The 18,915-nt window shown below is 39.1% G+C and carries 23 protein-coding genes; 4 read left to right on the top strand and 19 right to left on the bottom strand.

The window, feature by feature from the left end:
• Positions 1 to 999 precede the first annotated feature (999 nt).
• From MHH54_RS08595 to spoVK, 10 genes are all read right to left on the bottom strand, one after another.
• Positions 1,000 to 1,188, bottom strand: coding sequence for a hypothetical protein (locus MHH54_RS08595; RefSeq protein WP_003211444.1), 189 nt, complete (start codon positions 1,186 to 1,188; stop codon positions 1,000 to 1,002).
• Positions 1,189 to 1,237: 49 nt separating this feature from the next.
• Complete coding sequence (locus MHH54_RS08590; protein ID WP_003211709.1) at positions 1,238 to 1,744, bottom strand: hypothetical protein; 507 nt, start codon at positions 1,742 to 1,744, stop codon at positions 1,238 to 1,240.
• A 228-nt stretch (positions 1,745 to 1,972) separates the two neighbouring features.
• Entirely contained in the window at positions 1,973 to 2,596 is a 624-nt protein-coding gene (locus tag MHH54_RS08585; RefSeq protein WP_231953223.1) for a hypothetical protein, read from the bottom strand.
• 452 nt (positions 2,597 to 3,048) lie between these two features.
• Complete coding sequence (locus tag MHH54_RS08580) at positions 3,049 to 3,246, bottom strand: hypothetical protein (protein WP_034619884.1); 198 nt, start codon at positions 3,244 to 3,246, stop codon at positions 3,049 to 3,051.
• A 56-nt stretch (positions 3,247 to 3,302) separates the two neighbouring features.
• A complete protein-coding gene (locus MHH54_RS08575) occupies positions 3,303 to 3,776 on the bottom strand; it encodes a hypothetical protein (RefSeq protein ID WP_034619886.1) in 474 nt (157 codons plus the stop codon).
• A 221-nt stretch (positions 3,777 to 3,997) separates the two neighbouring features.
• Complete coding sequence (gene glnA, locus MHH54_RS08570) at positions 3,998 to 5,332, bottom strand: type I glutamate--ammonia ligase (RefSeq protein WP_003211015.1); 1,335 nt, start codon at positions 5,330 to 5,332, stop codon at positions 3,998 to 4,000.
• A gap of 59 nt (positions 5,333 to 5,391) precedes the next feature.
• Positions 5,392 to 5,802, bottom strand: a complete 411-nt coding sequence (locus MHH54_RS08565) for a MerR family transcriptional regulator (RefSeq protein WP_003211674.1) — start codon at positions 5,800 to 5,802, stop codon at positions 5,392 to 5,394.
• Between the two features lie 90 nt (positions 5,803 to 5,892).
• Positions 5,893 to 7,173 (bottom strand): aminotransferase class I/II-fold pyridoxal phosphate-dependent enzyme, encoded by a 1,281-nt coding sequence (locus MHH54_RS08560; protein ID WP_003211518.1) that lies wholly within the window; start codon positions 7,171 to 7,173, stop codon positions 5,893 to 5,895.
• A gap of 18 nt (positions 7,174 to 7,191) precedes the next feature.
• On the bottom strand, positions 7,192 to 8,454 hold the full coding sequence (hflX, locus tag MHH54_RS08555; RefSeq protein ID WP_342500860.1) for a GTPase HflX: 1,263 nt from the start codon (positions 8,452 to 8,454) through the stop codon (positions 7,192 to 7,194).
• A 121-nt stretch (positions 8,455 to 8,575) separates the two neighbouring features.
• Positions 8,576 to 9,535, bottom strand: a complete 960-nt coding sequence (gene spoVK / locus MHH54_RS08550) for a stage V sporulation protein K (protein ID WP_003211912.1) — start codon at positions 9,533 to 9,535, stop codon at positions 8,576 to 8,578.
• 320 nt (positions 9,536 to 9,855) lie between these two features.
• Between spoVK and MHH54_RS08545 the strand changes: the two genes are divergently transcribed.
• Entirely contained in the window at positions 9,856 to 10,614 is a 759-nt protein-coding gene (locus MHH54_RS08545) for an N-acetylmuramoyl-L-alanine amidase (RefSeq protein ID WP_003211781.1), read from the top strand.
• 67 nt (positions 10,615 to 10,681) lie between these two features.
• On the opposite strand, the gene MHH54_RS08540 is transcribed toward MHH54_RS08545, so the two are convergent.
• From MHH54_RS08540 to MHH54_RS08500, 9 genes are all read right to left on the bottom strand, one after another.
• Positions 10,682 to 11,299 carry a hypothetical protein gene (locus tag MHH54_RS08540; protein ID WP_003211636.1) on the bottom strand — a complete coding sequence of 206 codons (618 nt, stop codon included), beginning with the start codon at positions 11,297 to 11,299 and terminating at the stop codon, positions 10,682 to 10,684.
• Positions 11,300 to 11,383: 84 nt separating this feature from the next.
• Positions 11,384 to 12,364 carry a class 1b ribonucleoside-diphosphate reductase subunit beta gene (nrdF, locus tag MHH54_RS08535; protein ID WP_003212452.1) on the bottom strand — a complete coding sequence of 327 codons (981 nt, stop codon included), beginning with the start codon at positions 12,362 to 12,364 and terminating at the stop codon, positions 11,384 to 11,386.
• Between the two features lie 17 nt (positions 12,365 to 12,381).
• Positions 12,382 to 14,484 carry a class 1b ribonucleoside-diphosphate reductase subunit alpha gene (gene nrdE / locus MHH54_RS08530; RefSeq protein ID WP_003212060.1) on the bottom strand — a complete coding sequence of 701 codons (2,103 nt, stop codon included), beginning with the start codon at positions 14,482 to 14,484 and terminating at the stop codon, positions 12,382 to 12,384.
• The gene (nrdI, locus tag MHH54_RS08525; RefSeq protein ID WP_008360380.1) at positions 14,444 to 14,836 is read right to left on the bottom strand and encodes a class Ib ribonucleoside-diphosphate reductase assembly flavoprotein NrdI; all 393 of its coding nucleotides are present in this window, start codon (positions 14,834 to 14,836) and stop codon (positions 14,444 to 14,446) included. The genes nrdE and nrdI overlap by 41 nt, the downstream gene beginning before the upstream one ends.
• A gap of 265 nt (positions 14,837 to 15,101) precedes the next feature.
• Positions 15,102 to 15,314: a hypothetical protein gene (locus MHH54_RS08520; RefSeq protein ID WP_003212415.1), complete on the bottom strand. Its 213-nt coding sequence runs from the start codon at positions 15,312 to 15,314 to the stop codon at positions 15,102 to 15,104.
• Between the two features lie 79 nt (positions 15,315 to 15,393).
• Entirely contained in the window at positions 15,394 to 15,726 is a 333-nt protein-coding gene (locus MHH54_RS08515) for a YmzC family protein (RefSeq protein ID WP_003211073.1), read from the bottom strand.
• Positions 15,727 to 15,887: 161 nt separating this feature from the next.
• A complete protein-coding gene (gene hfq, locus MHH54_RS08510; RefSeq protein WP_003211269.1) occupies positions 15,888 to 16,109 on the bottom strand; it encodes an RNA chaperone Hfq in 222 nt (73 codons plus the stop codon).
• Positions 16,110 to 16,134: 25 nt separating this feature from the next.
• Complete coding sequence (gene miaA / locus MHH54_RS08505) at positions 16,135 to 17,091, bottom strand: tRNA (adenosine(37)-N6)-dimethylallyltransferase MiaA (RefSeq protein WP_003211526.1); 957 nt, start codon at positions 17,089 to 17,091, stop codon at positions 16,135 to 16,137.
• Between the two features lie 69 nt (positions 17,092 to 17,160).
• A complete protein-coding gene (locus MHH54_RS08500) occupies positions 17,161 to 17,562 on the bottom strand; it encodes a YmaF family protein (RefSeq protein WP_003211728.1) in 402 nt (133 codons plus the stop codon).
• A 104-nt stretch (positions 17,563 to 17,666) separates the two neighbouring features.
• On the opposite strand from MHH54_RS08500, the gene MHH54_RS08495 reads away from it, so the two are divergent.
• The 3 genes from MHH54_RS08495 (at position 17,667) to MHH54_RS08485 (ending at position 18,902) form a co-directional block, all read left to right on the top strand.
• Positions 17,667 to 17,927: a hypothetical protein gene (locus tag MHH54_RS08495; protein ID WP_003212477.1), complete on the top strand. Its 261-nt coding sequence runs from the start codon at positions 17,667 to 17,669 to the stop codon at positions 17,925 to 17,927.
• Between the two features lie 112 nt (positions 17,928 to 18,039).
• Positions 18,040 to 18,585: a TetR/AcrR family transcriptional regulator gene (locus MHH54_RS08490; RefSeq protein ID WP_342500859.1), complete on the top strand. Its 546-nt coding sequence runs from the start codon at positions 18,040 to 18,042 to the stop codon at positions 18,583 to 18,585.
• Entirely contained in the window at positions 18,585 to 18,902 is a 318-nt protein-coding gene (locus MHH54_RS08485) for a multidrug efflux SMR transporter (protein WP_106032480.1), read from the top strand. Before MHH54_RS08490 ends, MHH54_RS08485 begins: the two co-directional genes overlap by 1 nt.
• Positions 18,903 to 18,915 lie beyond the last annotated feature (13 nt).

The following is an 18,915-nucleotide window of genomic DNA, read 5'->3' as shown; positions in this document are numbered from 1 at the left end:
CGCAAAATGCAAAAATACGTTTCTATAAAAGCTATGTTTTATGTAGAGTGCATAAAAAGAGGAACAGCCTGGCAGTACAGAATTATAAATATGGATCCTGTAACACAGGAAGTAACAGAGCTTTCTAAAGGTGGATTTAGTACAAAAAAGAAGAGCAAGTTGATGCTTAAAACATGAAGAATTGCTTAGAAGTGGTATTGAAGTTGGTGGCGTAGAAACAACTTTAAAACATTTTCTTCCGAAACACTCATTCTCTTTTTAAATATAGATCATAGTCTGGGATTAATGTTTTGTGTTTATTAGATAAACCTTGTTTTTTATGGTTAAATCAACTACACCAAAAGGAAGCACTACGCACCAAGCATGTGCTGCAGTTTTTTGCAAGGAGCCAGAACTAACAGGCCAATAATGGAGTTGAGATAAACCGCTATTTTTAGGGAAATCTATTGTCAAGGCTCCAAATACTATATAGTTCCATACTCCTTCTGCTTCGATAGCACTCCTGCCATATCTACACAAGCGTTTTGCCTTCCGTCAGTTTTTAGTTCTTCATACAATAGTTCTGCAACAAATGAAAGAACTTTTGTGCATGATTTTTATAATCATCCTTGTATTCTTTGTACAGAACAAACTTTGCATAATTCTCTAAAAATTTCGAGTCTACTTTCTCATTCTCTATAAAATTTGGATCATCATAAAATCCAGGTTTTGTTACGTCAATATGTTTTGCAGTTAAGTCTAATTTAACCTTCTCAAAAATTTTATTGTAAGTGCTCGTTATTTAATCCCCTTCGGATAATATAAAAGAATGATATTGTTTAATAATTCTATTAGTGTAACTAATACGATACCCATCAATACCTGAAATTTAAATGTCGGCGAGGAAAGTGTTTTTGTTATCAACATATCTACCCTTTCTGTTTATTACAAGAAACAGATATCCGAAATAGATTAAAAATCAAAAACAGGGAGCTATAAACGTAGCCCCCTCATAAGTGATTAATTTTTCTTTTTTTTGTGATCTTTTATTAAACTTGAAACAGTTAAACCCATAACACCAAAAGCTACAATATAAAATAAAACATTAGTGACAGGTGTATCAATTTTACTTAAAACCAACACAACAGCTATAATAGCGATAGGTAAAGTAATTAACACACTTTTAGATGCCTTATTTTCCTGTGTCATCTAATTAAGCACCTCCTTGAATTTTACCATTAGGATGTTTTAGCTAAGTTTAAAAAACAAACAGCATTATGGTTTTAGCGACCCACCACGCAGCATTTTCATTTCCAGTAACTTTAAGAGCGCCTAAATAGATACCATGTTCTAGAGCGCCTGTATAATGTTCTAGAGTCATTAGAATCGTTTCTAACCCAGTAACACCGCCTATCATTACCTTAAGTTTTTTCGGTAATTGGTCATAAGCACCTTTTATTGCTTTTATAGCCGATGTGAATTTACCATGTACAGAGGCTTCCCCATTTTCCTTTTCTTGAAATTCTTGTATAGTTTTTTTGAATTTTACTGTTTCTTCTTCATTTAGATTCCAATACTGTGCAATCTCATCTATTGTAGGCTCTTTTGATTGATCAAAAGAAGATTTTACAGATGAATAAGAATAGGACTGTTCTTTTTCGAGAGCTTTAGCAGCATTTGCTTCTGCAAAAGGTGTGACTGTTAAAAAAGAAACTCCAGCAACCATTGAGAGTAATAATCCTTTTGAAGTGCTTAAATTTTTCATAATAACTCCTAATTTTAAATATTTAGTGGCTATACTTCTAACAAATATTAAGCATATTTTTGTAATTCAATATTTTGTTTCAGCTGTTAAGAATAACCCTCCTCGGTTTTATGCTATCATTTGTAAATAAATGAAGTAAATAGGGTTTTGGTTGCATACCTTTAATGGTTCAATATACATATTATTGATAATCCATAAAAACATCATCTTATTTGAAAACCATCTGTCTTACTGCTTATTCGTCTTAATAACTATTTGACACTCGATTTTGTAAGTGGATTCACCAGTATCAACTTTTATATCATCACGGTTAATTTTATATTTCCCACCATACAATCTCGATGAAACAGGATGGGAAATACCATCTTTAAGATATCTGAATATAAATTCCTTGCCTTTTTTATAATCTTTAAGTGGAACATGCCCTACTTTCAAATCATTAACATAGACTGCAATAGCTTGAGGATCATGTTCGTTGTCCTCCTCAAGTTGCAAATAACAATCAGAAAAAAATTCATCCTGATGAAGGAAAATAGGCTCGTCATAAGTGTATTCTAATATTTCAGTATTGGTCATTCCATTATATTTTTCTTCAAAATTATAATTGTCTTTTTCTTGGGCAATGGCCTTTTTTATTTCTTTTTGATAATAGCTTACTCCAGCAACATTGAATGTGATATATTCAAAAAATGCATCTTCCTCTTCATACTTTACTGAGTATGAAGTTTCACTCACATACTTTGGATATTCATCAATTTTCAGGGGCGGATCAGCTATTTCTTCTAAAGTGTTCACAGTACTTTTTGCTTCTTGTTTAAAAATCATATTCTTAATAGTATTCCATAAACTCACTTACTCACCCTCCAAATAATGTTCTTCTTTTAAATAGTTATTATATTATCGGCATAATTCCCATTTTGTTTACAATTTCTTGATACTGAGTTGCGTCTGTTAATTTCAGATACATGTGCAAATAGGGAAGCACAGAGATATCCTATCCTCATTTATCGCATCGGCTGAGTCACTACTCTTTCAAGTTTAACGTTGTTAGCGCATTCCACGACAGCCTCACCCTTAAATTAGGCATCACTAAAGACAACACCTTGATCCATGAGCATAGACTGATTCTATTCAGTTGTGAACTATTGAATATAGATTAAAAATAAGTTAGAATGGGCTGGTATCATTGCAAATTCATCAAAATTATTTAAATGTTATAGTAATTAACTCATAAGCCTTTAATTAGTTTTATAAGTTTAATTACGCACCTTAAATTTACACTTGAAAATTTATAGATTCGGTTTTCAAACCTTTCCTTTCATTTGCTTTAATCCTTTTCTAATAGTTTCTAAAGCATTATTAGCCCTTTTTTCATCAGCGACCATTTTATCGATGTGCATATTCACTGAATAATTGCTAGTAACATTCTTGGACTCTGACACTTCAAATCCTGGAACTGAAAGTTTAGCGATAGCAACTGAAGAAGCTACATTGTTAAACATACTTCGTATTGACTCGTAGCTCTTTGCTATTGCTTTTATCTTCTATCTTTGTTTCTCTAAGTAAACTCAACAGCTTTAAGCATGTTAACTGAGCCTTGTTTATTAAGGACAATTTCTCCATCATCTACTACAGCTAATGCTCCTTGAGCTGGGACTTTACCAACTGATCCACCAGTCTTGAAACGAGGGATCTTTTGGCCAGTAGTATTACCCTTAACGACAACACCGAGAGCATTTAAAGCCTCTTTAAGCTTATCAATAAAATTGTTAGAGATAGACTTGCCGATTGACTCCATATTTGAATTGATAAACTTAGTGAATTCAGAAAGCTGTTTATTGATATCGATAATCTTATCGTTCATCAATTTTCCTTCTAAATCCTTGAACCCATGCTCAGCATTAATAAGATCATCATACTTTGCGTTAATTGATTTTTCGACTTTTTCAAGCTGATATTGCAGCGCTTCTTTACGCTTAGAGTTTTCACGATCTTTTAGGAATTTATCTAAAACAAGCTGTTCATTTTGCATCTGTTCACTAAGTTATTTAACTTTTGATTTACCGAACTCAGAGTCATGGAGTGAATATCGATTTATTTGATCTAAAAGTTATGTTTGCTTTTGAAATTTTCTGTTGAATTTGGTGGTCAAAAAGTGGCCAATCTTCATTTTGATTCTGGTCACTATAAATTTGACCACCAAATCCTTTTTAAAAACCCCTTGAAGCCAATGGCTCCAAGGGGTTTTTATTATTAATACTGAGACATATACTGATCGCGTTCCCATGGGTGTACTTGGGTGCGGAACATATCCCATTCGATTTCTTTTGATTCGATGAAGTGTTCGAATAAGTGATCGCCTAGCGCGTTGACCATGACTTCGTTTGATTTCAGCAGCTCAAGTGCTTCTGCAAGTGTTGCAGGAAGGTCAGCGATGCCGTTTTCAAGGCGCTCTTCTTTGTCCATGACATAGATGTTTCTGTCAATTGGTGCTGGTGCGTCTAGTTTGTTTTTGATTCCGTCAAGACCTGCTGCAAGTAATACGCTTAGTGCAAGGTATGGGTTTGCAGATGGGTCTACGCTGCGCACTTCTACACGTGTGCTGATGCCGCGTGATGCAGGGATACGGATTAATGGGCTACGGTTTTGTGCACTCCATGCCACGTAGCAAGGTGCTTCATAACCAGGTACAAGACGCTTGTAAGAGTTCACCGTTGGGTTTGTGACCGCTGTAAAGCTAGTTGCATGCTTGACGATACCTGCGATAAAGTGTCTAGCCGTCTCGCTTAATTGTAAATCTGCTTTTTCATCAAAGAATGCGTTTTTGCCATTTTTGAATAATGATAGGTTACAGTGCATACCAGATCCGTTTACACCAAACAATGGTTTTGGCATGAATGTCGCATGAAGACCATGCTTTCTCGCGATCGTTTTGACAACGAGTTTGAACGTTTGAATGTCATCACAAGAACGGATGGCGCCTGCATATTTGAAGTCAATTTCATGCTGTCCAGGTGCTACTTCATGGTGAGACGCTTCAATTTCAAAGCCCATTTCTTCAAGCTCAAGCACGATATCACGGCGGCAGTTTTCGCCTAGATCTGTTGGTGCAAGGTCAAAGTATCCACCTTTATCGTTTAATTCAAGCGTTGGCTCGCCTTTTTCATCTAATTTAAATAAGAAGAATTCTGGCTCAGGTCCAAGGTTGAAATCACTAAATCCTAGGTCTTCCATTTCCTTCAAGACACGCTTTAAGTTGTTACGCGGGTCTCCATCAAATGGCGTCCCGTCTGGCTTGTAAATGTCACAAATAAAGCGTGCAACTTTACCTTTTTCTGCTGTCCAAGGGAATATAACAAATGTGTTGAGATCTGGGTATAGATACATATCTGATTCCTCAATACGTACGAAACCTTCAATAGATGAACCGTCAAACATACATTTGTTATCGAGAGCTTTTTCTAACTGGCTCACAGGAATTTCAACATTTTTAATCGTTCCGAGAATGTCTGTAAATTGCAGACGGATGTACTTTACATTTTCCTCATTTACTAATTTTACGATATCTTCTCTTGTGTATTTTGCCATTTCGTAAAACTCCTCCCCTACAAAAGGTAAAATTGTATAGCAATGCTTTTGCTAATTGGTTAACGGAAGAACCTTGACATATCCCCCTGCCTAAAGGTCGTTCCTTGTTGGAAACGTCCAGCCTGAATGAGTTCCTTTTTCAGTAGCTTCCTGAGTTCATCATCTGTCAAGTTGTGCTTGGCTGTGGTTTTCTCCTCGGTCTTTGCATCAGACGCTGGATGTTCTGCCTCAGCTTTGGCAAAAAGTTTTTTGATTCCTGCCATGTTTACACCTTGTTCGATGAGATTTTTAATTTCTAGTAATTTATCAACATCATGGAAAGAAAATAATCGGCGATTCCCATCACTTCTTGCTGGAAATACTAAACCATTTTCCTCATAATAGCGAATTTGCCTTGCAGATAATTCTGTTAGCTGCATGACAATCCCAATTGGGAATAAAGGCATTGAGCGGCGAATGTTATCACTCATCTCAACTGTCTCCTCCTCTTTGCTTAAATTTATTATATGTCATGTTATATTATGTGTCAACGAAATGTTAGGAATATTAACATGGATTTTTTATCGAGCAGGTATGTCGATAAAACCTTGTTCCAATAAGGCATCTACAGCACTGCAAATCGCATTTTTCACATGGGCATACGTGAGTCCGCCTTGAACGTAGGCTGTATAAGGAGGTCTGATCGGTCCATCGGCTGATAACTCGATACTAGCTCCTTGGACGAAGGTGCCCGCTGCCATAATGACATCATCCTCGTATCCCGGCATATAGCTTGCATGCGGTGTGACGTGACTGTTGATCGGAGATGCGTATTGAATCGCCTGACAGAATGCAATCATTTTGTTAGGATCGCCAAATTCGACGGATTGAATTAAATCCGTTCTTTTCGCATTCCACGCTGGGTTCGTTTGGAACCCGATCTTTTCAAGAAAACGAGCCGTGAACACTGCACCTTTTAAGCTTTGTGCCACAACATGCGGTGCTAAGAAAAATCCTTGATACATTTCCTGAAGCGCATAAAGCGAGGCACCCGCTTCACTGCCGATGCCCGGAGATGTCATTCGATAAGAGCAAGCTTCTACCCATTTTTCTTTTCCAACGATGTAGCCGCCTGTTTTGGCAAGCCCGCCGCCTGGGTTTTTAATAAGGGAACCCGCCATAAGATCCGCTCCCACATGACATGGCTCTTGTAATTCAGTAAATTCACCATAACAGTTGTCCACAAACACAATGATTTCTTCATTGATCTCTTTTACAAATGAAATCATTTGCTCGATTTCTTCTATTGTAAAGGAAGGTCTTGAAGCATAGCCTTTTGAACGCTGAATGCCGATCATTTTTGTTTTAGAGGAGATCGACTCTTTTACTTTGTCATAATCGACGGATCCATCTTGCCTTAAATCAATGGCCTTGTAATCAATCTGGAAGTCTTTTAATGAGCCTGTCCCTTCTTTGCCGCGAATCCCTACAATTTCTTCTAGCGTATCGTATGGTTTTCCCGTCATATAGATCAATTCATCGCCAGGTCTTAGCACACCAAATAACGCAATGGAAATCGCATGTGTGCCGGAAATGATCTGCGGACGCACAAGGCCGCTTTCTCCCCCGAAGACGTCCGCATAAATTTTTTCTAACGTGTCTCTTCCCATATCATCGTAGCCATATCCAGTTGTTGGATTAAAGTGAGAGTCACTGACTCTATGCTTTCGGTAGCTTTCAAGCACCCGCCACTCATTTTGTTCGCTCTTTTGATCAATTTGCTGATGCATGTGTAAAATGTCTTGTTCTGTTTCTGCTGCTACTTTTTCTAAAATACTGCCGTGTTTTAATGTATGAAACATCTTGATTTAATTCCTTTCTTACAACATATACTTCTTGATTTGACCTAATATGGTCTGCTCCTCACCGCTAAACCCGGTGATGTCATAAAGTTCTGCTTCTTTTTGAAATTCTAGTGATTCCACGAGCGTTTCTGATTTTAATGCGGAGATGAGCTTTCCTTCATACGCAGGAATCTTCACATGATATGGCTTTAAAAAGTTTTGTTTCAGTTCTGCCTTAATATCCGCTTTTAACCGCTTCACATCTTCTTCGCGTCTCGCACTGATTAACAGATGACGATGCTTTGAAGATGGGATGAAATCCGGTCTGATTTGATCTTCTTTGTTATAAACCGTCAGCATTGGAATACGATCTGCTTCTAATTCCTCTAAAAGCTCATGAACCGTCCGCTCGTGACCTTCGTAATCCTCATTAGAAGAATCAATGACATGAAGCAAATAATCAGCTTCCTTCACTTCTTCAAGAGTGGAACGAAATGCCGCAATGAGTGTTGTTGGGAGGTCTTGGATAAAACCAACGGTGTCTGAAATCAGCACACTGTAGCCAGAAGCTAATGTCATCTTACGTGTCATTGGATCAAGTGTCGCAAATAGCAGATCCTCTTCATGACTATCTGCATCTGTTAATTGGTTAAACAAAGTAGATTTTCCGGCATTCGTATACCCAACAATGGCAATTTGAAACACACCATTTTTTTTCCGGCGTTCCCGGTATCTTGTACGGTGTTCTTTGACTGTAGATAATTGCCCGTTAATTTCGTGAATACGGTTTCGAATATGGCGTCTATCTGTTTCAAGTTTTGTTTCACCTGGACCTCTTGCGCCAATTCCTCCACCTTGCCTTGAGAGGCTGATCCCTTGTCCGCTTAGTCTCGGCAAGGCATACTGAAGCTGGGCAAGCTCTATTTGCAGCTTCCCCTCTCTTGTACGGGCTCTTTTTGCAAAGATGTCTAAAATCAATTGTGTCCGATCGATAATTTTCACATCTAAGGCAATTGCCAAAGCTTTTAGCTGACTTGGAGATAGTTCGTCGTTAAAAATAATGACATCACATTCGAATTCCTCACAAAACACTTCAAGCTCTTCTACTTTCCCTTTACCGATATATGTTGCGCTGTCTTGTCTATTTCTCTTCTGCGTCATTACGCTGACAGCTTCACCGCCAGCCGTTTTGGTTAAGGAAGCTAATTCTTCCATTGAGTATTGAAAGCGTTCATCCGTGACATGCGGCAATTGACAGCCAACAAGGATCGCTTTTTCTGTCATTTCATGTTCATTCAATGTCAGTTGTTTCCTTTCTGTACTTAAGTTTTCAGTAGTACCATCATACCAAACACATCACACGTATACCACTATTCGGATGGTTTATTTTAGTATCTCTTTATAAAAAGGATACGCCATTTTAAGTAGGCGTATCCTCTTTCATTTGGAGATCGTGACTTTTAATCGTGAGCAAATCTTTTTTGTCATAATGATCCACAAGCAGGAGTCTCATCGCTTGGGTTCGAATGGCCTTTTCAATCGTGTTTCGCACAAAACGGCCGTTGCTGAATTTTGCAGGACTCGTGGTGCTTTTAATGTGCATTAAGTAATCTCGTAGCTTCCATTCAGCTTCTTGAGTAAATATATATTCTCTGTCAGCCATCATCCGTTTGGCAATGTCCATGAGCTGATCGACGGTATAATCAGGAAAGCTGATATTGATTGGAAATCTCGATTGCAGGCCGGGGTTTAATGATAGAAAATGATCCATTTCCTTGGAGTAGCCAGCAAGAATGAGAATGAATTCGTGCTGTTTGTCCTCCATATGTTTTACTAGGGTATCAATCGCTTCTTTCCCAAAATCCTTTTCGCCTCCGCGGGCAAGAGAATAGGCTTCGTCGATGAACAAAATGCCGCCTAGTGATTTTTTAATTAAATCCCTTGTTTTTTGAGCAGTATGACCGATGTACTCGCCGACTAGATCTCCGCGTTCCGCTTCAATTAAGTGACCTTTTGAGAGGACATTCATTTCAAAGAAAAGCTTCCCGACAAGTCTTGCAACCGTTGTTTTCCCTGTGCCCGGATTCCCTTTGAACATCATATGAAGCGCTTGTTTACCTACCTTTAACCCTTGTTCCTGCCTTTTTTGATTGACAAAGATCCAAGCATAAATCTCTTTTATGTTTCGTTTCATTTCATCCATACCGACAAGGCTGTTCATTTCACGCTCTATTTCCCGTAAGATGCTGTGTTTTGCCTCATTTTTCTGCAAGGCTTCTAGGTATTCTGCCTCTGAATCTGCATCAACCAATACTTGCTTTTGTCCGTTAAGTATAATATTGATTTGGCCGTTGTTTTTATATGTGACAGCTCGCTCCAACGTATTCACCTCTCGCTCTTCTCTCTTTATTCTATTCGGGTGGAGCTGTAATCGTGACAATCGCCCGCTTAAGCCCAAGTTTGCTGTCAAAATGACCCGAGATTCCGAATATTGTAGGGATTTCTGCGGTTTCCCAGGAAATGATGTGCTATTTCCATTGTATTCATCCCATTTAGGCGGACAAACCAACAATTTGTTTTTTCTTAGAAAAATGTAGCTTTCTCATCACAAATTGTGCAGAAAAGAGTCTCAATGATTTCCGCATTTTGTACAGGCAATTTTTCTATTTTCTCATAAAATAAAGACGAGGTGATGAATAGATGGTGAAAATTTTTATTGATCCTGGCCATGGAGGAACAGATTCTGGAGCTGCTGCTAATGGACTTTTGGAGAAAAATATCACACTGCAAATCGCGATTTTATTGAGAGATATGTTGATTAGTGATTATGATGACGTTTCCGTCCGCTTAAGTCGTTCAATTGATCAATCCGTTACTTTGGCCCAGCGTACAAATGCGGCAAACAGCTGGGGAGCTGACTATTTCGTGTCTATTCATGTTAATGCAGGCGGGGGCACAGGTTTTGAAAGCTATGTGTATCCTGGCGTTTCAGCACCAACCACCACGTATCGCAATGCCCTTCATGATGAAATTGTTCGCTCGGTGGATTTTGCCAACCGCGGCAAGAAAACAGCGAACTTCCACGTTCTTCGAGAAACTTCTATGCCCGCTATTTTAACAGAGAATGGTTTCATCGATACGACAGCTGATGCAAATAAGCTCCGCAACGCAACCTTCCTTCAAGGCATCGCTCGCGCTCATGCCACTGGATTAGAGAAAGCCTTTCAGCTGAAAAAAAAAGCTAGTAATCTTTATAAAGTTCAGGCTGGAGCTTTCAAGGTGAAAGCCAATGCAGATGAATTAGCAGCCACGCTGAAATCCAAAGGCTTTGACGCCTTCGTTGTATTAGAGGGCGGCATGTTCCGAGTGCAAGCCGGGGCTTTTCGTACAAAGCAAAATGCGGATGACCTCGTCGCAAGATTGAAACAGGCCGGTCATGACGCATTCGTTTTCCAATAACTGAAGCTTGTTATAACGAAATAAACCGGCTCAAGTCTGCTGCTGAGCCGGTTTATGATTGATTCCTTTATGCTAAAATGTTCACGACAAATTGAGACCACGTTTCAAGTCGATCGAAGTATTCAGGCTTTTTCAAATCGGATGCTTTCATCCATTTTCCTGAGATTTGATCTGTTTCTTTCACTTCTACATGAGCGCCTGGAGATAATTCAAGCGCCGATAACAGTCCAATGTGCACACGGCCGACACTGTTGTCATCATCATTAATTAAACCAAGGGTTTTCATCTCAAGTTTGTCTTCTTCTTGAATAGAAAGTTCCTCGTCTAGTTCACGATCCGTATTTTCTTTTAGAATTTCAGCAAAGTTTTTGCCTTCGATGAAATTCATGTGACCACCAAAGCCAAGAGATAACTTATGATGCAATCGAGTCTCTCCCCCGCCTTGAAGCCTTTCATATACATACACTTCGTCGTCACGCTTAATCACGACATAAGGAATCGGCTGCTTGAAGTCAGGATTTTCTTCCGCATCGCCTCTGCGCATCTGCTTGAAGTGCTCTTCGATTTCTTTCATAATGGTGTTGATTGTTTTCTCTTCACTATTCACACCATTAAACGCAAGCGATTCGTTTTGGAATACGCGTGTGCGCGGTGCAACTAGTATGATTTCATCCATTTTTCCCATGTTCGGTAACCTCCAGTATGTAACGCATTATATGAAATGGCAAAAAGCCAAAACGAGTGATGCGTTTTGACTTTTACGCCTTACTTATGATTCATCTCCAAAGAAGAAGTCGTCATCTTTTAACGGCTCAACCGTTGCTTTTTTGTAGCCGTTCCCTTTCATTGAGAAGAAGTCATGCGATTTTGTTTTTGTATTGAGTCCGTTCAATACAATTGGATTGATCTCTTCTTCTTCAAAGTAAGGGGCAAATCCAAGGTTCATTAACGCTTTATTGGCATTGTAACGAATGAACTTTTTCACATCATGCGATAAATTGACTTGATCATATATATCTTCCGTGTAATGAAGTTCATTTTCATAAAGCTCGTTCAAGAGGTCAATCGAGAAATCATATAGCTCTTTTTGCACGTCAGGTGTTTGTTTGTTGTAAATTTCTTGTGCTAATAATCCAACATATACACCGTGAATCGCTTCATCACGCAAAATCAAGTTGATGATTTCACCACTTTGCATGAGCTTTCCTTGTCCATAGAAATAAAGCGGGTAGTAAAAACCACTGTAAAATAGGAAGCTTTCTAAATAAACAGAAGCAACCATTGCTTTAAAGAGAGAAATCGGATCGTCCTTTTGAATCGAACGGTATAAACTGACAATCATATCTGCTTTCTTTTGCAAGAATTTATTCTTTTTGACCCATTCAAACACTTCACTGATCGTTTCAGTTGGTGCGAGTGTCATGAAGATATTTGAGTATGATTTCGCATGTACCGCATTTTCCATCATGGCCATAAAGTTTAATACCGCTTTACGCTGATGGCCTTCTACATGTTCAGCCACAATCGGCATCCCTGTATTTCCTTGTTCTGTATCAAGTAAAGTCAATCCAGCAAGTACCTTCATGTACGTATCTCGCTCTTTTTCACCTAGATATTTCCATGTTAAGAGGTCCCCGTTTAAGGAAATCTCTTCAGGAAGCCAGAACTGCTTCACATTTTGGTTGTAAAACATTTGTGTAAAATCATCTTCGTGTTTTGACCAGTTGGCTGCATCATAAATTTTTGTCACGTTAAACTCTCCTTTAATCAAACAACACAAGAAAGACAGCCTTCCTGCCCTGTATCCTTCGTTCTTGCATAATAAAGTGTCTTAATGCCTTTATGGTGTGCATACAGATCGATGCGGTTTAGGTCACGCGTTGTCATCGTATCTTTCAGGAATAGTGTAAAGCTGATTCCTTGATCGACGTGCTGCTGAATCGTTGCGATCATATCGACCACTTTAAACATATCCATATCGTACGCTTCTTTATAGAAGAACCAGTTTTGCGCTGAAAGACCTGGCATTGGGTAATACGTTTTGCTGTTGCCGTATGTTCTTTCTTCGATACGTTCCATAATTGGCATAACAGAGGCTGTTGCCGATTGCACATAAGAAATGGAACCTGTTGGTGCAATACATAAGCGGTAGCTATGGTACATGCCATTTTCCGCTACAAAGTCTTTGAGTGCTGCCCAGTCTTCTTTTGTTGGAATGTGCATGCCTTCAAATAATGCTGCTGCTTTTTCTGTTTTTGGTGTGAAATCATTCTCCACGTATTTATTGAAGTACTCGCCCGTTGCGTAGCCAGAGCCTTCATAACGATGGAATGTTTCTCCTTTTTCTTTTGCAAGCTCACTTGAACGTTTAATTGAATAGTAGTTCACCATCATAAAGAACGTATTCGCGAAATCTCTTGCTTCTTCACTTTCATAGGCCATTTGGTTTTGAGCCAAATACCCGTGAAGGTTCATCGCACCAAGTCCGATTGATTTCATCGCTTTGTTCGCTTTTCGAACAGCCGGTGCATTGCGAATATCTGTTGTTTCAGATACAAGCGTGAGTGAGTCTGTTGCTAGTTTGACCGTTTTTTCGATCGATTTGTTTTTCATGACATTCATGATATTTAATGAACCAAGGTTACAAGAAATATCAAGACCAATTTCATCTTCTTGATCATAGTCCGCGTAAGAAGAGACCTCTGAAGCTTGAAGCACTTCTGAGCAAAGGTTTGAGAATTTCACTCGTGAAATATGGTTTAATGCATGCTCTCTATTCACATTATCTTGGAACATGATATATGGATAGCCAGATTCTGAGCGAAGAACAGCCAATTTTTCAAGAAGCTTTCTCGGATTGACTTTTTCTTTTTTGATTTTCGGGTTTTCTACAAGCTCATCATACATTTCTTCCATGTCCATCTCATCAAGATGCTGTCCATATTCTTTATAGACTGTGTGCGGATAGAAGGTGTAAGCTGTTTTATCTTCTCTGGCAAGCTCAATAAATTTATCCGGGATGACGACACCGATGGACAATGTTTTCACACGCACATCTTCATCTGCAGAGATTTTTTTTGTATCTAAGAAATCATTAATATCTCTGTGGAAAATATTAAGGTAGGCACTACCTGATCCTTGTCTTTGTCCCATTTGATCTGCATATCTGAATGCATTATCAAGAAGCTTCATCACGCCGACGACACCTTTTGTCGCGTTTTCAACATCTTTAATTGCTTCGCCTTTTGCACGAAGCTTTGACAAGTTCAAGCTGACGCCGCCGCCTAATTTTGAAAGCTGCATTGAAATATCAATCGCTCTTGAAATATCGTTTAATGAGTCATTCACTTCAAGCAAGAAGCAGCTCACAAGCTCACCGCGTCTTTTACGTCCAGCGTTTAAGAATGTTGGTGTACTTGGCTGGTATTCCTGATTGATCATCAGTTCTACAAACTCAAGGGCTTTTTCTTTATCTCCGCCCGCAAAGAAAAGCGCTACAACTGAAATGCGGTCTTCATAGCGTTCAAGGATTTTCTTTTTATCATTTGTTTTCAGTGCGTAGTCGTTGTAAAACTTAAACGCACTCATGAATGATGGGAATCTAAATTTCTTCGCATATGCAGCTTCGAATACCTCTTTAATATCTGCCATGCTGTATTGTCTTAAAAATTCTTCCTCATAGTAGTCGTTTTCTATTAAGTAATCAATCTTCTCTTCTAAGTTGTGAAAGAAGACTGTGTTTTGATTAATATAATCTACGAAATAACTATGTACAGCTTCTTTGTCCTTATCGAACTGAAACTTTCCTTCTTTCTGAATCATAATCTCGTTATTTAATTGTATCCACTTTGGAACCTGATTTTGTGACAATTCTTTCTACCTCCTGTGTAAACAATTCAACATCCCTTTTTGTTCCGCTTAGTTCAAAGGTGTGCAAAATAGGAACTTGATATTGTTTAGAAATCGTATCGGCGCTTTTGGCAAAATTATCTCCCCATACTTTGTTTCCACTCACCGCTACACCTAGTAAAAGGTGAGCATTTTTCTCTAAAAAGGATTGAGTAGTACTAGGGACTTGTCCAAATCCTGTCGTAAAGGTGACGAGAATAAACGGCGTATCCAAAAACTCTTCTCCAGTCAATTTTCGTTTGTCTGTAAAAGGGGTCTTGTCCAAAAAGCGTTGAACATTTCCTGTTTTTGAATCAAATACGATTTGAATCAATTCCATCACGACCTAGTTTTTAGTATTGTTGATCATTTCGTTATTCACTATATATAGTATACTATGTTTTTTCAAAACACAACATATAGATGTTCGAAACGAAAAAAATCAACCAACCCGGCCGAACATTCATAGCCGAACTCGTACGTTCAAATAAATAGAGCAGAACAGGATCTAAAAATAGACTGCTCTACTCTCTATTCAACTGAAACCGAAATCTATCATAACACGAAAAAAAATCGCTTAGTAGACTAGACTTTTTGTTTTATTTTTTGTAGGCATCGCACTGTAAATCTTCTGACACTTCTGTAATTTCCACTTCAACACCTAATTCTTTTAGCACCGCTTCAAGCGCAGAGACGATTGAAGCTTCTCTGACTAATTCTTTCCCATTTACAGAAACGCTTGTTCCATATTCAAAACAGGAGTCGTCTTCACAAGTTTGTTCCCAATGATTAATTTTAATTTTGTGTGTCATGAACTCATCCTTTTCTGTCTAGATGTCTGATGCATGATTATAGTGTAGCGACTTCACATTCATTTGTAAATTTACGTGCTTACTCTTCTACAGAATCGTCATCATCATCATAATCTTCGTCCCACTCATCTATGTATTTTGTTTTAATAAGGGTGAGTTCTCCCTCTTTTTCATCAAACCGGTACACATGTACTTCATCATCTTTCACAACAGCAAAGTGATTATTTTTTAGTGCAACAGCTGATTGTAATAGGCCATCTATATGTCCATGATCATCTTGATTAGAATAGTTATGCCAGCTTTCCTGTCTTGATTCAATGTTTGAAATGGCGCATGATCCAAATAAGACAACAATCCCAATCAATAGAAGGATCACTCTAATCCTTCTTAATTCAAGCTCTGCATTTTCCATATCGCTTCCCTCACCTTTCTTCATATCCAATAAGGGATTATACGCAGAATAGGCAGAAAAGTTTCATGGCATGCAAAATAGCCCCTCTGCACTGACAAAAAACGTAGCGGGTTCCGGCCGGTTTATTCGCAGATGCATGGGGCTATTAGGTCGAACATATCCTATTCTAATTCTAGATTTACATTCTTTTGAGGTGCAAATGTAGAAATGGCGTGTTTATAAATAAGCTGCTGCTTCCCTTCTGTTTCAAGCAGCACCGTGAAATTGTCAAAGCCTTTCACTTGACCGCGAAGCTGAAAGCCATTCAGTAAGAATACTGTAACAAATGTATTGTCTTTACGAATTTGATTCAAAAATTGGTCCTGAATATTAATCGGTTTCATGTTTCGTCCTCCTTGATTCTGATAACTACAGTTTCGCTTTAAGTCCAAGCTTTCCTGCTATATATGCGAAAATTTCCTCTTTTTTGTCTGAAAAGTGGCAAGGCGGTGTCATGTCGAACCAAGTGACATCCATTTTATTACGGAACCACGTGAACTGACGCTTCGCATATCTACGGGAATTTTGCTTTAATTGCTGGATAGCTTCATCAAGTGAGCAGTCACCTTGAAAATACGCATACAACTCTTTATAACCAATCGCTTGAACCGATTGACAATCCTTCAAGCCAGATTGATAAAGTGCGCTCACTTCCTCAATTAAGCCTTCATCTATCATCATATCAATTCTTTGGTGAATGCGCTCGTACAAAAGCTCTCGATCCATTTTGAGCCCAATGAAGGCTGTATCATAAAGAGGAACTTCTTGATGACCATTTTGCATCTCCGACATTTTCTGACCTGTTGTATGGATCACTTCCAGCGCCCGGATCACGCGGCGGACATTATTCGGATGAATGACTTTTGCAGCATCAGGGTCTACTGCTTTTAGCTTTTCGTGCAGCTGAAGGGAGCCATGCTGCTGTTCAAACAGCGCCATTTCTTCTCTAAAAGCAGGGTCACTTTTCTCATCGGTAAATGTGTAATCATATAAAACAGATTGGATATACAAACCTGTTCCGCCGACAATCATGGGTGTTTTCCCTCTAGCGGCAATCTCTTTGATTTTCATACGGACTAGTTGCTGAAATTCAGCTGTAGAAAAGGATTCATCTGGCTCTTTAATATCAATTAAGTGGTGCGGGACACCATCCATTTCTTCAGGGGTGATTTTAGCTGTTCCAATGTCCATTCCTTTATAAATCTGCATAGAATCACCACTGATAATTTCTCCATTAAATGCTTTGGCTATATGAATGCTCAGTTTTGTTTTGCCGACAGCCGTCGGTCCTACTAATACAATCACTGGTTGTTTCGTTTTTTTCATAACATCACTCTCTTTTACAAACTGCCTACAGTATAGCATAACTTCTCTTTCTCTCCTATATAGGGCCTATCACCAGCCGAGTGGTTCATTTCCGACCACTTCATATGTCTTTCCTTTTAACCGGTGCGTATGCGTCGGCCGCTCTTCGTCCGGACTATAGACGACTCCTCCGTATGGAATGGGGACAGAATCGTTATAGGCTGAAAACGTGACTTCCTCAATCTCGTGATAGTGCGTACCATCTAATCTCGGTATCGCAGGCCCTGTGACGCCGTAGTATCTGTGGAAATGCCCTCTCTCAAAAGAGGTGACCCCGCGATAGTAATGAGTATGCTGATCGGTATTGCTCCCATTGACAGGCTGAGAAATACCTTCTATTAAATGATAATGCTCTTCTGTTACATCCGTTCGTGCTTTATAGGCATGAGCATGCGGCGGGCATTTTGCCCAATCAGATGGATACAGGCCCATTTTTAACATTCCTCCTTATAATAGGCGTTCATCCAAACACATATAGGCCAATCGAATACACTGATGTCAGTTACAGTGATTTTATGTGAGAGGAGCCTTTTTTTATGAATTATTTTGATGCACCGCCATTTATGCAAGAAGACATGAGAAGACCTTTTGGATTTGGAAGACCTGGATTTGGATTTGGAGGCCCTGGGTTTGGAAGACCTGGATTTGGGTTTGGGAGACCTGGATTTTTTGGACCTCCATTTTTAGGTGGTTTTGCTGGAGGACTACTTGCTGGGTCCCTGCTTGCACCAGGCTATGGCTATGGGTACCCTTATCCGCCTCCGTACCCGCCATATGGACCATACCCTTATTATTAGATATGACTTTTAAGTGAAAACAACCTTTCATAAAATGAATCGATTGACACACTAGTTTTTCATGGGTTAACATTTACTTTACCGACCGTTCAGTAAAGTAGGTGTTTTTTTTATGTCTAAAACCAAAAAAGAGCAAATTTTTGAGGCAGCTGCTCGTACGCTTTTAAAAGAAGGATTAAGTCAGCTTACCCTTCAGAAGGTAGCAGAGCATGCACATATGACCAAGGCCGGCCTGCTTTATCATTTTTCAAGCAAGGAAGAGCTCATCCAAAAAATGAATGAGCACGCAGTTGTCTGCTTTCGTCAGCAGCTTGAGTCGTATCAGGAAACATACAAAAACGAAAAGGCTCCTTATGTACGTGCATATATTTTGGCGACATTAAATGATCTTGATATGCAAAACACGACCCAGTTATGTACAAGCATGCTGGCCACCATGTCATTTGATGAAGCGTTATTGAACCCTTGGCGTGATTTTTATGCAGAGTTTAAAGAGAAAGCAGCAGAGGAAATAAATGATTCTGCGCTGAGCCAACTGATCCGACTTGCATGTGATGGGATATGGTTTTCAGAGATGTTTCAGCTTGAACCGCTGAACCGAGAGGAAAAAACCCTTTTACTTCATCGGATTTTACACCTTTTAGAGGAGGGAACATGATGATCCTCGGATATCTTTTTCTAGCTGTGGCCATTTTTTCAGAAGCCGTTGGCGCCGTGATGTTAAAATTCTCAAATGGCTTTACTCGCTTTAAGCCTAGCGCTGTCGTTGTTGCTGGGTATACACTTGCCTTTTATATGCTGTCATTGACACTGAATATCATTCCGCTTAGCATGTCTTATGCAACATGGTCTGGGGTTGGTACAGTCCTCACGGCTATTTTTGGCGTGCTTTTTTTCAAAGAAACCTTGAACCAAAGAGCAATCATTGGGATGGCGATGCTTGTCTCAGGGGTCGTACTTTTAAATATGTCATAAAGGATGTGAGAGA

The sequence above is a fragment of the Bacillus sp. FSL K6-4563 genome, assembly GCF_038630405.1.
Classification (GTDB): Bacteria; Bacillota; Bacilli; order Bacillales; family Bacillaceae; genus Bacillus; species Bacillus pumilus.
The sequence above is the reverse complement of the archived record's forward strand: the minus strand, read 5'-3'. Positions and strand labels throughout refer to the sequence as shown.

Excerpts from the sequence above, each read along its gene's own strand:
- MHH54_RS08485 (WP_106032480.1), top strand. The coding sequence starts at position 18,585 with ATGATCCTCGGATATCTTTTTCTAGCTGTGGCCATTTTTTCAGAAGCC.
- MHH54_RS08595 (WP_003211444.1), bottom strand. The coding sequence starts at position 1,188 with ATGACACAGGAAAATAAGGCATCTAAAAGTGTGTTAATTACTTTACCT.
- MHH54_RS08580 (WP_034619884.1), bottom strand. The coding sequence starts at position 3,246 with ATGTTTAACAATGTAGCTTCTTCAGTTGCTATCGCTAAACTTTCAGTT.
- MHH54_RS08590 (WP_003211709.1), bottom strand. The coding sequence starts at position 1,744 with ATGAAAAATTTAAGCACTTCAAAAGGATTATTACTCTCAATGGTTGCT.
- MHH54_RS08495 (WP_003212477.1), top strand. The coding sequence starts at position 17,667 with ATGAATTATTTTGATGCACCGCCATTTATGCAAGAAGACATGAGAAGA.
- miaA (WP_003211526.1), bottom strand. The coding sequence starts at position 17,091 with ATGAAAAAAACGAAACAACCAGTGATTGTATTAGTAGGACCGACGGCT.
- MHH54_RS08575 (WP_034619886.1), bottom strand. The coding sequence starts at position 3,776 with ATGCAAAATGAACAGCTTGTTTTAGATAAATTCCTAAAAGATCGTGAA.
- MHH54_RS08520 (WP_003212415.1), bottom strand. The coding sequence starts at position 15,314 with ATGACACACAAAATTAAAATTAATCATTGGGAACAAACTTGTGAAGAC.
- hfq (WP_003211269.1), bottom strand. The coding sequence starts at position 16,109 with ATGAAACCGATTAATATTCAGGACCAATTTTTGAATCAAATTCGTAAA.
- MHH54_RS08565 (WP_003211674.1), bottom strand. The coding sequence starts at position 5,802 with ATGAGTGATAACATTCGCCGCTCAATGCCTTTATTCCCAATTGGGATT.
- MHH54_RS08545 (WP_003211781.1), top strand. The coding sequence starts at position 9,856 with ATGGTGAAAATTTTTATTGATCCTGGCCATGGAGGAACAGATTCTGGA.
- glnA (WP_003211015.1), bottom strand. The coding sequence starts at position 5,332 with ATGGCAAAATACACAAGAGAAGATATCGTAAAATTAGTAAATGAGGAA.
- MHH54_RS08540 (WP_003211636.1), bottom strand. The coding sequence starts at position 11,299 with ATGGGAAAAATGGATGAAATCATACTAGTTGCACCGCGCACACGCGTA.
- MHH54_RS08560 (WP_003211518.1), bottom strand. The coding sequence starts at position 7,173 with ATGTTTCATACATTAAAACACGGCAGTATTTTAGAAAAAGTAGCAGCA.
- MHH54_RS08515 (WP_003211073.1), bottom strand. The coding sequence starts at position 15,726 with ATGGAAAATGCAGAGCTTGAATTAAGAAGGATTAGAGTGATCCTTCTA.
- MHH54_RS08500 (WP_003211728.1), bottom strand. The coding sequence starts at position 17,562 with ATGGGCCTGTATCCATCTGATTGGGCAAAATGCCCGCCGCATGCTCAT.
- MHH54_RS08490 (WP_342500859.1), top strand. The coding sequence starts at position 18,040 with ATGTCTAAAACCAAAAAAGAGCAAATTTTTGAGGCAGCTGCTCGTACG.